Genomic DNA, 13,415 nt, shown 5'->3' with positions numbered 1-13,415 from the left:
ACCACAATAAAATACGCTTTATCCTGAGCGGTATTCCCCAGTTTTATAAAAAATCACATCATGTCATCGATATTTTGCCGACAAGGTCACTCTTTTTCGCCGCGGGGAATTGTAGCGAAAACGATTGCGTGATGCTCGTCAATTTTGAGTGCAGATTCAATCTGTGGATAAGTTTGTGCACAACTGGGTATAAAGCGGGGTTTTGCTGTGGAATGCAGCAAACAGTCATTTTTATTGAAATTAGCGGTTGCGGGCGGCGCGGAACTCCCTATAATGCGCATCCATCGAGACGGCACACAACGAATCAAGTAGTTAAGTGACTGGCAAAGAGAACAGAGAAATTCAACGAAATTAGTAGTTGACTCTGAATGAGGAAAGCGTAATATGCGCACCTCGCGTTACCAACCACCGGTTGCTAACGCACTGCTCTTTAACAATTTATCAGACAATCTGTGTGGGCACTCGCAAGACGATATCGAAGCCTGTTTCGGCAGGCAGAAGCAATATCAAAGTCTTGAAGAGTGACCAAAGCAGTACACATTTGAACTTCGGTTCGAATGCTTATTTGCAGAAAGTAATCTTTGAGCATCGCTGCTTTTATTAGTAGCAAATCAAACAAATCTTAAATTGAAGAGTTTGATCATGGCTCAGATTGAACGCTGGCGGCAGGCCTAACACATGCAAGTCGAGCGGCAGCGGGAAGTAGTTTACTACTTTGCCGGCGAGCGGCGGACGGGTGAGTAATGTCTGGGAAACTGCCTGATGGAGGGGGATAACTACTGGAAACGGTAGCTAATACCGCATGACCTCGCAAGAGCAAAGTGGGGGACCTTCGGGCCTCACGCCATCGGATGTGCCCAGATGGGATTAGCTAGTAGGTGAGGTAATGGCTCACCTAGGCGACGATCCCTAGCTGGTCTGAGAGGATGACCAGCCACACTGGAACTGAGACACGGTCCAGACTCCTACGGGAGGCAGCAGTGGGGAATATTGCACAATGGGCGCAAGCCTGATGCAGCCATGCCGCGTGTGTGAAGAAGGCCTTCGGGTTGTAAAGCACTTTCAGCGAGGAGGAAGGCAATCGTGTTAATAGCACGGTTGATTGACGTTACTCGCAGAAGAAGCACCGGCTAACTCCGTGCCAGCAGCCGCGGTAATACGGAGGGTGCAAGCGTTAATCGGAATTACTGGGCGTAAAGCGCACGCAGGCGGTTTGTTAAGTCAGATGTGAAATCCCCGCGCTTAACGTGGGAACTGCATTTGAAACTGGCAAGCTAGAGTCTTGTAGAGGGGGGTAGAATTCCAGGTGTAGCGGTGAAATGCGTAGAGATCTGGAGGAATACCGGTGGCGAAGGCGGCCCCCTGGACAAAGACTGACGCTCAGGTGCGAAAGCGTGGGGAGCAAACAGGATTAGATACCCTGGTAGTCCACGCTGTAAACGATGTCGACTTGGAGGTTGTGCCCTTGAGGCGTGGCTTCCGGAGCTAACGCGTTAAGTCGACCGCCTGGGGAGTACGGCCGCAAGGTTAAAACTCAAATGAATTGACGGGGGCCCGCACAAGCGGTGGAGCATGTGGTTTAATTCGATGCAACGCGAAGAACCTTACCTACTCTTGACATCCACAGAACTTAGCAGAGATGCTTCGGTGCCTTCGGGAACTGTGAGACAGGTGCTGCATGGCTGTCGTCAGCTCGTGTTGTGAAATGTTGGGTTAAGTCCCGCAACGAGCGCAACCCTTATCCTTTGTTGCCAGCACGTAATGGTGGGAACTCAAGGGAGACTGCCGGTGATAAACCGGAGGAAGGTGGGGATGACGTCAAGTCATCATGGCCCTTACGAGTAGGGCTACACACGTGCTACAATGGCAGATACAAAGTGAAGCGAACTCGCGAGAGCAAGCGGACCACATAAAGTCTGTCGTAGTCCGGATTGGAGTCTGCAACTCGACTCCATGAAGTCGGAATCGCTAGTAATCGTAGATCAGAATGCTACGGTGAATACGTTCCCGGGCCTTGTACACACCGCCCGTCACACCATGGGAGTGGGTTGCAAAAGAAGTAGGTAGCTTAACCTTCGGGAGGGCGCTTACCACTTTGTGATTCATGACTGGGGTGAAGTCGTAACAAGGTAACCGTAGGGGAACCTGCGGTTGGATCACCTCCTTACCTAAACGATACGCATTGCGTAGTGTCCACACAGATTGTCTGATAGAAAGTAACGAGCAAATAAGGCCGGACTGAGAGATTAGTCGGGCTTTAGTACCTTGTTGGGTCTGTAGCTCAGGTGGTTAGAGCGCACCCCTGATAAGGGTGAGGTCGGTGGTTCAAGTCCACTCAGACCCACCAACTCATCCTCATAGTGCGTTACAGACACACTCGTTTATACCCATAAACGTCGCGTGACTGCGTCTTGTCTGAGAATGAGTTATGCCGATAAGGTATTTTGCTTTTTATATGGGGCTATAGCTCAGCTGGGAGAGCGCCTGCCTTGCACGCAGGAGGTCAGCGGTTCGATCCCGCTTAGCTCCACCATATAAAAAAACTATTTCAAAACGTACTGCGGTCGTAAGGCACAGTGTGTTGTGAAATATTGCTCTTTAACAATCTGGAACAAGCTGAAAATTGAAACATTACAGCCGAAATTTATCTCTCCGTAGATATACTGAGATAAAGAGTAACCTGTAATAGAGTCTCTCAAATAATCGCAATGCCAATGTGCATTCTGATGAAGAGAGTCGCGTGAGCTAAGTGAAGGCAAGGCGTACGGCACGGAGGACGCGGAGTGAACTTAACGTTCATGAGCATTCCGAGTACCGCACAACGCTGTATTCACGACGCGCAACCGACTTGAACATAAGAAACATCTTTGGGTTGTGAGGTTAAGCGACTAAGCGTACACGGTGGATGCCTAGGCAGTCAGAGGCGATGAAGGGCGTGCTAATCTGCGAAAAGCGTCGGTAAGCTGATATGAAGCGTTACAACCGACGATACCCGAATGGGGAAACCCAGTGCAATTCGTTGCACTATTGCATGGTGAATACATAGCCATGCAAGGCGAACCGGGGGAACTGAAACATCTAAGTACCCCGAGGAAAAGAAATCAACCGAGATTCCCCCAGTAGCGGCGAGCGAACGGGGAAGAGCCCAGAGTCTGAATCAGTTTGTGTGTTAGTGGAAGCGTCTGGAAAGTCGCACGGTACAGGGTGATAGTCCCGTACACCAAAACACACTTGCTGTGAACTCGATGAGTAGGGCGGGACACGTGACATCCTGTCTGAATATGGGGGGACCATCCTCCAAGGCTAAATACTCCTGACTGACCGATAGTGAACCAGTACCGTGAGGGAAAGGCGAAAAGAACCCCGGCGAGGGGAGTGAAATAGAACCTGAAACCGTGTACGTACAAGCAGTGGGAGCACCTTCGTGGTGTGACTGCGTACCTTTTGTATAATGGGTCAGCGACTTATATTTTGTAGCAAGGTTAACCGAATAGGGGAGCCGTAGGGAAACCGAGTCTTAACTGGGCGTCTAGTTGCAAGGTATAGACCCGAAACCCGGTGATCTAGCCATGGGCAGGTTGAAGGTTGGGTAACACTAACTGGAGGACCGAACCGACTAATGTTGAAAAATTAGCGGATGACTTGTGGCTGGGGGTGAAAGGCCAATCAAACCGGGAGATAGCTGGTTCTCCCCGAAAGCTATTTAGGTAGCGCCTCGTGAACTCATCTTCGGGGGTAGAGCACTGTTTCGGCTAGGGGGTCATCCCGACTTACCAAACCGATGCAAACTCCGAATACCGAAGAATGTTATCACGGGAGACACACGGCGGGTGCTAACGTCCGTCGTGAAGAGGGAAACAACCCAGACCGCCAGCTAAGGTCCCAAAGTCATGGTTAAGTGGGAAACGATGTGGGAAGGCACAGACAGCCAGGATGTTGGCTTAGAAGCAGCCATCATTTAAAGAAAGCGTAATAGCTCACTGGTCGAGTCGGCCTGCGCGGAAGATGTAACGGGGCTAAACCATGCACCGAAGCTGCGGCAGCGACACTTAGGTGTTGTTGGGTAGGGGAGCGTTCTGTAAGCCGTTGAAGGTGACCTGTGAGGGTTGCTGGAGGTATCAGAAGTGCGAATGCTGACATAAGTAACGATAATGCGGGTGAAAAACCCGCACGCCGGAAGACCAAGGGTTCCTGTCCAACGTTAATCGGGGCAGGGTGAGTCGACCCCTAAGGCGAGGCTGAAAAGCGTAGTCGATGGGAAACAGGTTAATATTCCTGTACTTGGTGTTACTGCGAAGGGGGGACGGAGAAGGCTAGGCTAGCCGGGCGACGGTTGTCCCGGTTTAAGCATGTAGGCGGAGTGACTTGGTAAATCCGGTTGCTTATCAACGCTGAGGTGTGATGACGAGCCACTACGGTGGTGAAGTAGTTGATGCCAAGCTTCCAGGAAAAGCCTCTAAGCATCAGGTAACATTAAATCGTACCCCAAACCGACACAGGTGGTCAGGTAGAGAATACTCAGGCGCTTGAGAGAACTCGGGTGAAGGAACTAGGCAAAATGGTGCCGTAACTTCGGGAGAAGGCACGCTGGCATTAGGTAATGGGACTTGCTCCCGGCGCCGAAGCCAGTCGCAGATACCAGCTGGCTGCAACTGTTTAATAAAAACACAGCACTGTGCAAACACGAAAGTGGACGTATACGGTGTGACGCCTGCCCGGTGCTGGAAGGTTAATTGATGGGGTCAGCCGCAAGGCGAAGCTCTTGATCGAAGCCCCAGTAAACGGCGGCCGTAACTATAACGGTCCTAAGGTAGCGAAATTCCTTGTCGGGTAAGTTCCGACCTGCACGAATGGCGTAATGATGGCCAGGCTGTCTCCACCCGAGACTCAGTGAAATTGAACTCGCTGTGAAGATGCAGTGTACCCGCGGCAAGACGGAAAGACCCCGTGAACCTTTACTATAGCTTGACACTGAACATTGAGCCTTGATGTGTAGGATAGGTGGGAGGCATTGAAGTGTGGACGCCAGTCTGCATGGAGCCAACCTTGAAATACCACCCTTTAATGTTTGATGTTCTAACTCGGCCCCGTGATCCGGGGTGAGGACAGTGTCTGGTGGGTAGTTTGACTGGGGCGGTCTCCTCCCAAAGAGTAACGGAGGAGCACGAAGGTTAGCTAATCACGGTCGGACATCGTGAGGTTAGTGCAAAGGCATAAGCTAGCTTGACTGCGAGAGTGACGGCTCGAGCAGGTACGAAAGTAGGTCTTAGTGATCCGGTGGTTCTGAATGGAAGGGCCATCGCTCAACGGATAAAAGGTACTCCGGGGATAACAGGCTGATACCGCCCAAGAGTTCATATCGACGGCGGTGTTTGGCACCTCGATGTCGGCTCATCACATCCTGGGGCTGAAGTAGGTCCCAAGGGTATGGCTGTTCGCCATTTAAAGTGGTACGCGAGCTGGGTTTAGAACGTCGTGAGACAGTTCGGTCCCTATCTGCCGTGGGCGTTGGAAGATTGAGAGGGGCTGCTCCTAGTACGAGAGGACCGGAGTGGACGAATCACTGGTGTTCGGGTTGTCATGCCAATGGCATTGCCCGGTAGCTAAATTCGGAAGAGATAACCGCTGAAAGCATCTAAGCGGGAAACTTGCCTCGAGATGAGTCTTCCCTGGGGCTTTAAGCCCCCTGAAGGAACGTTAAAGACTATGACGTTGATAGGCTGGGTGTGTAAGTGCAGCGATGCATTGAGCTAACCAGTACTAATGATCCGTGAGGCTTAACCTTACAACACCAAAGGTGTTTTAGATTTGAAAGATTGATATTTTCAGCGAAGTTCCGAGATTGGGCTGGCTGGCTGTGTGGAAACATATAGCGGGTTTAGTTTAGACAGAATTTGCCTGGCGGCCTTAGCGCGGTGGTCCCACCTGATCCCATGCCGAACTCAGAAGTGAAACGCCGTAGCGCCGATGGTAGTGTGGGGTCTCCCCATGCGAGAGTAGGACACTGCCAGGCATCAAATTTAGTTGTGCTGATATGGCTCAGTTGGTAGAGCGCACCCTTGGTAAGGGTGAGGTCCCCAGTTCGACTCTGGGTATCAGCACCAATTACATGGGTTAAAGTTCGGTAGTAGTAGAAAAGAATTTACCTGGCGGCAATAGCGCGGTGGTCCCACCTGACCCCATGCCGAACTCAGAAGTGAAACGCCGTAGCGCCGATGGTAGTGTGGGGTCTCCCCATGCGAGAGTAGGACACTGCCAGGTATCAAATAAGCAAAAAAGGCTACCCTAACGGGTGGCCTTTTTTGCTTATGGGTTCAGACAGAATACAACCCGAGCATGACATGCGACAAACTGCGAATGCAGTTTGAACAGCGCTTGCGCTGGCCCCGGAGGGGTGAGACTCATCTTCAAGATGAGACGAATACTACTGCGAATGCAGTTTGAACAGCGCTTGCGCTGGCCCCGGAGGGGTGAGACTCATCCTCAAGATGAGACGAATATTGTAGGAAAAAATCGTCGGGAACGATTTTTAACGTTGCTTGCAACGGCCCGAAGGGCGAATGGCAGGAAAGCCATTCGTACACTGCCAGGTATCAAATCAAGTAAAGACCCCATGCCAAAAGCGTGGGGTTTTTGCTTTTGTGCTATCCGAAAATAGATGTTAGTGACGAGTTTGTTGTATGCTGAAAATGTAGCTAAATCACATATAGCCCTCAAAAATAAAGTCATAGAAAATGATAACCCTCTGCATTTGTAGAGGGTTTTTGCATTTTGGCAGTATCGAAAATATATGCCGACTGTTCACTGCACTAAGTACTATTGAGATGGTGGTAATGAAACATTTTCAGGTTGTGGCAGATCACTCGACTTTTTACTGAAAACCCGCTATCTTCAGGCATCTAGAAGTCTAAACGTATAAACGGATATATTGAGGATATAGGCATGCCAATTAGGGTTCCTGATGAATTACCCGCAGTGAGTTTCTTACGCAATGAGAATGTCTTTGTGATGACCTCATCGCGTGCGAAAACCCAGGAAATTCGTCCCCTGAAGGTGTTGGTTCTGAATCTAATGCCTAAAAAAATTGAGACGGAGAATCAATTCCTACGTTTACTCTCTAACTCACCCTTACAGATTGATATCCAATTACTGCGGATTGATAGCCGTGAGTCAAAAAATACGCCAGCAGAGCATCTGAATAACTTCTACTGTGACTTTGAAGATATTCAAGATCAGAATTTTGATGGGTTGATCGTGACTGGCGCACCTCTCGGTTTAGTTGATTTTTGTGACGTCGCATACTGGCCACAGATCGAACGTATTATTGCTTGGGCAAAGGACCACGTGACCTCAACCTTGTTCGTATGCTGGGCGGTACAGGCGGCATTAAATATCCTGTATGGCATTCCTAAGATGACTCGCGAGGTCAAACTCTCTGGTATTTACCAGCACCAAACTCGAGAGCCACTGGCACTGCTCACCCGAGGGTTTGATGAAACATTCCTGGCACCTCATTCTCGCTATGCCGATTTCCCACTTGAGGTGCTTAAGCAATATACAGATTTGGATATCCTGGTCTCATCAGAAGAGGCTGGAGCTTATTTGTTTGCCAGTAAAGATAAGCGAGTGGCTTTTGTTACCGGTCATCCTGAATACGACGTCGACACGCTAGCAGGTGAATATCAGCGTGATGTGGCCGCCGGTCTTAACCCACAAGTTCCACTCAATTACTTTCCTGATGACGATGCTTCTTTACCACCAAAAGCATCGTGGCGTAGCCACGGTCATCTGCTGTTTGCGAACTGGCTGAACTACTACGTGTACCAAATCACCCCATTTGATTTGCGCCATATGAATCCTACGCTCGACTGACTTTTTATCACCTTAAATGTTAATAAAGGCGGCTGAATCGATGCCGCCTGTCTATTATTCCCCAGTAAAAAAGCTTATTCCCCCTCGATAAACTGGTCTGATCTCTTTGTTAAACAATGAGTTATCTTCGAAAAACGCCAGTAATGGAAGCCTATTCCTATCTGTATATAACACATACCTATGCTAACAATATGATAAATAAAGATTAAAAAATTATTTTAAATAAAAATGGAAATCGTTTTTGATTTTAATAATTAATTGATTATTCTTAGTCCTGTCGGGGTGAAAAATAACCATGAAATCCAGCCTTAAATTTCCAGCCGGAAGGCATTACCCGATAAGAATCCAAGAGTGACGCTACGTTAGCGTTGATGTGAACGAAGTGAGATTGGTAAGGGGAAGGGTAATGACACAACAGTTAGTTGGCACGGAGTTAGTTTTCACACAGCATTTTAACGCTGCTGAGCGGCAAGTTTTGCCAGATGAGGCCATTGAATTTTTGACCGAATTGGTGGTGAAATTTGCTGAGCCGAGGAACAAACTCCTTGCTACACGGGCATCGTGGCAACAGACCATTGATCAGGGCGCTTTACCTGATTTTATTTCGGAAACCAATTCCATTCGTGATGGTGACTGGAAGATTCAAGGTATTCCTACAGACTTACGTGACCGCAGAGTGGAAATCACCGGGCCGGTTGAGCGCAAGATGGTGATTAATGCCCTCAATGCTAATGTGAAAGTCTTTATGGCCGATTTTGAAGATTCATTAGCACCGAGCTGGGATAAGGTTATCGAGGGTCAAATTAATCTGCACGATGCGGTAAAAGGCACAATTTCTTATGCAAATGAATCTGGCAAAATTTATCAGTTAAAACCTAATCCTGCGGTATTGATTGCTCGGGTTCGTGGCCTGCACTTGCCAGAGAAGCATGTTAAATGGCAAGAGGAAGCTATCCCCGGAGGCTTATTCGATTTCGCGTTGTATTTCTACCATAACTATAAGCAATTACTGGCCAACGGTAGCGGCCCTTATTTCTATTTACCAAAAATGCAATCCTATCAGGAAGCTGCCTGGTGGAGTGATGTTTTCAGCTTTACTGAGCAACGTTTCGATTTGCCACAAGGCACCATCAAAGCCACGGTGTTAATTGAAACATTACCCGCTGTATTCCAGATGGACGAGATCCTCTACCACCTGCGCCATCATATTGTTGCTCTCAATTGTGGCCGTTGGGACTATATCTTTAGTTATATCAAAACGCTGAAGAATCACAGTGATCGTGTATTACCGGATCGTCAGTCAGTGACGATGACGAAACCTTTCCTCAGTGCCTACTCTCGCCTGCTGATCAAGACATGTCATAAGCGTGGTGCGTTGGCGATGGGCGGCATGGCGGCCTTTATCCCGAATAAAGATGCAGAAAAGAATGCTCTGGTACTGGATAAAGTTCGTGCTGACAAAGAGTTGGAAGCCAGCAATGGCCATGACGGTACTTGGGTTGCGCATCCTGGGTTGGCAGATACCGTGATGGAGGTCTTCAACCGCGTATTAGGTTCACGGCCAAATCAGTTAGAGATCACGCGTGAGCAGGATAAGCCAATTACGGCTGCTGAGTTATTGGAGCCTTGCACTGGCGATCGTACTGAAGAAGGGATGCGAGCCAATATTCGGGTGGCAGTGCAATATATTGAGGCATGGATCTCTGGCAATGGGTGCGTACCAATTTATGGCCTGATGGAAGATGCCGCAACAGCAGAGATTTCGCGTACTTCTATTTGGCAATGGATCCATCACCAGAAAAGCTTGAGTAATGGCCAGACGGTGACCAAAGAGCTGTTCCGCAGCATGTTGAGTGAAGAAATGCAGGTAGTGAAGCTTGAGCTTGGCGCAGAGCGCTTTGATGGCGGGCGGTTTGAAGAAGCCGCGCGTCTGATGGAGCGAATTACAACACAAGATGAGCTTATCGACTTCCTGACGCTACCAGGCTATGCATTACTAGCCTAAAACACCCTTCGTACTTGAAGTTGCAGCGGTGTTAGCTACGTTCGCTCACCCGAATCACTTACTTGTGTAAGCTCATCGGGATTCGTTCGCTTGCTGCCTAGCTGCAACTCCAATTACTTTGGATATGACACTCTATTAACCCTACAAGATTGAATAATAAGGAATATCACCATGACTACCTCTCGTACTCAACAAATTCAGCAGTTGGAACAGGAATGGACATCGCCGCGCTGGAAAGGTATCACCCGACCATATAGCGCAGAAGAGGTGATTAAACTGCGCGGTTCAGTGAATCCTGAATGTACGCTGGCGCAGCACGGAGCACACAAACTGTGGGAATTACTGCATGGTGGCGCGCGCAAAGGGTATATCAACTGTCTCGGCGCGTTAACCGGTGGTCAGGCTCTGCAACAAGCGAAAGCCGGTGTTGAGGCAATTTATCTGTCGGGCTGGCAGGTTGCCGCCGATGCGAATACCGCCTCTAGCATGTATCCCGATCAGTCGTTATACCCAGTCGACTCCGTCCCTGCGGTGGTTAAAAGAATTAATAATAGCTTCCGCCGCGCGGATCAGATTCAGTGGTCGAATAATATTGAACCGGGTAGCAAAGGGTATACCGACTATTTCCTGCCGATTGTGGCTGATGCTGAAGCCGGTTTTGGTGGTGTGCTGAATGCTTTTGAATTGATGAAAGCCATGATTGAAGCTGGCGCGGCGGGGGTGCATTTTGAAGACCAACTGGCTGCGGTGAAGAAATGTGGTCATATGGGCGGTAAGGTGTTGGTGCCGACTCAAGAAGCGATTCAAAAATTGGTTGCTGCCCGTTTAGCCGCCGATGTTCTGGGTGTGCCAACCTTGTTGATTGCCCGTACTGATGCTGATGCGGCTGATTTACTGACTTCTGATTGCGATCCATATGACAGTGAATTCGTGACCGGCGAGCGCACAGCCGAAGGCTTCTTCCGCACACATGCCGGTATTGAGCAAGCGATCAGCCGTGGCCTGGCCTATGCCCCTTATGCTGATTTGGTCTGGTGTGAAACCTCTACACCGGACCTGGAACTGGCTAAACGCTTCGCGCAGGCGATTCATGCGAAATTCCCTGGTAAATTATTGGCTTATAACTGCTCGCCATCATTTAACTGGAAAAAGAATCTGACCGACCAGCAGATTGCCAGCTTCCAGGATGATCTGTCGGCGATGGGTTACAAATACCAGTTTATTACCCTGGCAGGCATCCACAGCATGTGGTTCAACATGTTTGATTTAGCCCATGCTTATGCGCAGGGCGAGGGTATGAAGCACTATGTTGAGAAAGTGCAGCAGCCAGAATTTGCATCAGTTGAGCGCGGTTATACCTTTGCATCCCATCAGCAAGAAGTGGGTACGGGCTACTTCGATAAAGTCACCAATATCATTCAGGGTGGCGAATCATCGGTGACGGCATTGACTGGCTCGACGGAAGAACAGCAATTCTAAATGCGGTTTGATTGAACGCGTGTCTTTCAGGAGCCTGCATATGCAGGCTCTGTTCCGTATGGCGGGGGTGAGTATGGCGGTAAAACTGGAACGATTAATCGCTCAGACAATCTTGCAGGGCTTCGATGCACAATATGGTCGCTTTCTAGAGGTCACTGCCAGCGCTCAGCACCGTTTTGAGCAGGCGGACTGGCATGCCGTTCAGCAGGCGATGAAGAAGCGTATTCACCTCTATGACCACCATGTCGGTCTGGTGGTTGAGCAACTAAAGCACATCACCGATCAGCGCTGTTTTGATGCAGAATTTCTGGCACGGGTAAAAGAGATCTACACCGAGTTGTTGCCGGATTACCCGCGTTTTGAAATTGCGGAGAGTTTTTTTAATTCTGTTTACTGCCGGTTGTTTAAGCACCGTGATTTAACGCCGGATAAGCTGTTTGTTTTCAGCTCGCAACCGGAGCGGCGCTTTCGTGAGATCCCACGCCCGTTAGCGCGCGATTTTTCCCCAAAAGGGGATCTGAGTGGCATGTTGCAGATGGTTCTTAGTGATTTGCCGCTGCGTTTGCCGTGGGAAGATCTGCCGCGTGATATCGGCTATATCACAGAGGCTCTTCGGCAAGCATTCCCTGATGAGCAACTGATAGGCGCACGTTTTCAAATCGCTAATGAACTGTTTTATCGCAATAAAGCGGCTTGGTTAGTCGGTAAATTGCGGTTGGCTGAGGGGGTTTATCCCTTCCTGCTCCCCATCCATCACAATGAATCTGGCGCCCTATTTATTGATACTTGCCTCACCGGTAAAGCGGAGGCCAGCATTGTGTTCGGTTTTGCTCGCTCTTACTTTATGGTCTATGCCCCGCTGCCAGCGGCAATGGTGGAATGGCTACGGGAAATATTACCGGGTAAATCGACAGCTGAGCTGTATATGGCAATTGGATGCCAGAAACACGGCAAAACTGAAAGTTATCGTGAATACCTCACCTTTGTTCATCAATCCAGTGAACAGTTTATTATCGCCCCAGGGGTTAAAGGCATGGTGATGCTGGTGTTTACCCTACCGTCATTTGATCGGGTATTTAAGGTAATTAAGGATCAGTTTGCGCCGCAAAAAGAGGTCAGCCAGGCACGAGTTTTAGAGTGCTATCAACTGGTTAAAGAGCATGACCGCGTCGGGCGCATGGCGGATACTCAAGAGTATGAGAATTTTGTTATTGATAAGCAGCGGATAAGCCCAGAGTTACTGGCCGAACTACAACGGGAAGTGCCGGAAAAGTTAGAAGATTTAGGCGACCAAATCATTATTAAGCATCTCTATATGGAACGGCGGATGACGCCATTGAACCTTTATATGGAGCAGGCCAATGATCAGCAACTAAAGGATGCTATCGAGGAGTATGGTAATGCCATTAAGCAGTTGGCTGCGGCAAATATCTTCCCCGGTGATATGTTATTTAAGAACTTTGGTGTGACCCGCCATGGTCGCGTGGTGTTCTACGATTACGATGAAATTTGCTATATGACAGAGGTTAATTTCCGCGATATTCCGCCAGCGCGCTACCCGGAAGATGAGATGGCCAGCGAGCCGTGGTATAGCGTATCGCCCAATGATGTATTCCCTGAAGAGTTTCGTCATTTCTTATGCACTGATCTGAAAATACGGCATTTTTTTGAGGAGATGCACAGCGACCTGTTTCACGCCAGCTATTGGCGTGGGTTGCAGCAGCGTATTAAGGACGGGCATGTGGAGGATGTTTTTGCCTATCGCCGGAAGCAGCGTTTCTCCCAGCGGGCTTTAAATTAGCGGCTACTGCGCGTTGTCATTTTAGGATTGGGCAGTGCTCAAAATCCTCACGTACTTCGTGTACGCTCCGGTTTTTCCGCGCTGGCCGCACCTAAACTGGCTTAGCTCGCTACGCCTTGATTGGGAATGTAAAGAAACACTGTTGTGAGTAATTAGTTCTCGATTCAGAGAGGTGAGGGCAGGCAGAAGAGTAAAGCGTCCGCGCCAGGACGGCGCGGCTCGAGCCTACAGGGAAGTATTTACGGCGTCTTTACGAAC

General features: G+C 49.2%; 5 protein-coding genes, 3 tRNA genes and 4 rRNA genes. All 12 read left to right on the top strand.

Annotated elements, in window-relative coordinates:
• The first annotated feature begins 384 nt into the window (after nucleotides 1–384).
• The 12 genes from V1956_RS00420 to aceK all read left to right on the top strand — a co-directional run bounded on the left by V1956_RS00420 (nucleotide 385) and on the right by aceK (nucleotide 13,157).
• Nucleotides 385–525 (top strand): hypothetical protein, encoded by a 141-nt coding sequence (locus V1956_RS00420; protein WP_186368661.1) that lies wholly within the window; start codon nucleotides 385–387, stop codon nucleotides 523–525.
• A 99-nt stretch (nucleotides 526–624) separates the two neighbouring features.
• Nucleotides 625–2,167: ribosomal RNA gene (locus tag V1956_RS00415) — 16S ribosomal RNA — on the top strand.
• A gap of 103 nt (nucleotides 2,168–2,270) precedes the next feature.
• Nucleotides 2,271–2,347, top strand: a tRNA-Ile gene (locus V1956_RS00410).
• A 110-nt stretch (nucleotides 2,348–2,457) separates the two neighbouring features.
• Nucleotides 2,458–2,533: transfer RNA gene (locus V1956_RS00405), tRNA-Ala, on the top strand.
• A 345-nt stretch (nucleotides 2,534–2,878) separates the two neighbouring features.
• Nucleotides 2,879–5,785 (top strand): 23S ribosomal RNA (locus tag V1956_RS00400).
• A 112-nt stretch (nucleotides 5,786–5,897) separates the two neighbouring features.
• Nucleotides 5,898–6,013, top strand: a 5S ribosomal RNA gene (rrf, locus tag V1956_RS00395).
• A 15-nt stretch (nucleotides 6,014–6,028) separates the two neighbouring features.
• Nucleotides 6,029–6,104 (top strand) — tRNA-Thr (locus V1956_RS00390).
• A gap of 41 nt (nucleotides 6,105–6,145) precedes the next feature.
• Nucleotides 6,146–6,261 (top strand): 5S ribosomal RNA (gene rrf / locus V1956_RS00385).
• Together the 16S, 23S and 5S rRNA genes with 3 tRNA genes alongside form the textbook arrangement of a ribosomal RNA operon.
• A 681-nt stretch (nucleotides 6,262–6,942) precedes the next feature.
• A complete protein-coding gene (metA, locus tag V1956_RS00380; RefSeq protein ID WP_372560358.1) occupies nucleotides 6,943–7,872 on the top strand; it encodes a homoserine O-acetyltransferase MetA in 930 nt (309 codons plus the stop codon).
• 406 nt (nucleotides 7,873–8,278) lie between these two features.
• Nucleotides 8,279–9,877 carry a malate synthase A gene (gene aceB / locus V1956_RS00375; protein WP_442824720.1) on the top strand — a complete coding sequence of 533 codons (1,599 nt, stop codon included), beginning with the start codon at nucleotides 8,279–8,281 and terminating at the stop codon, nucleotides 9,875–9,877.
• 171 nt (nucleotides 9,878–10,048) lie between these two features.
• Entirely contained in the window at nucleotides 10,049–11,356 is a 1,308-nt protein-coding gene (gene aceA, locus V1956_RS00370; protein WP_372560360.1) for an isocitrate lyase, read from the top strand.
• Nucleotides 11,357–11,429: 73 nt separating this feature from the next.
• Nucleotides 11,430–13,157 (top strand): bifunctional isocitrate dehydrogenase kinase/phosphatase, encoded by a 1,728-nt coding sequence (aceK, locus tag V1956_RS00365; RefSeq protein WP_420074870.1) that lies wholly within the window; start codon nucleotides 11,430–11,432, stop codon nucleotides 13,155–13,157.
• Nucleotides 13,158–13,415: the final 258 nt, after the last annotated feature.

It is taken from the genome of Yersinia sp. 2540 StPb PI, assembly GCF_052217165.1.
Taxonomy (GTDB): Bacteria; Pseudomonadota; Gammaproteobacteria; order Enterobacterales; family Enterobacteriaceae; genus Yersinia; species Yersinia enterocolitica_E.
The sequence above is the reverse complement of the archived record's forward strand: the minus strand, read 5'-3'. Positions and strand labels throughout refer to the sequence as shown.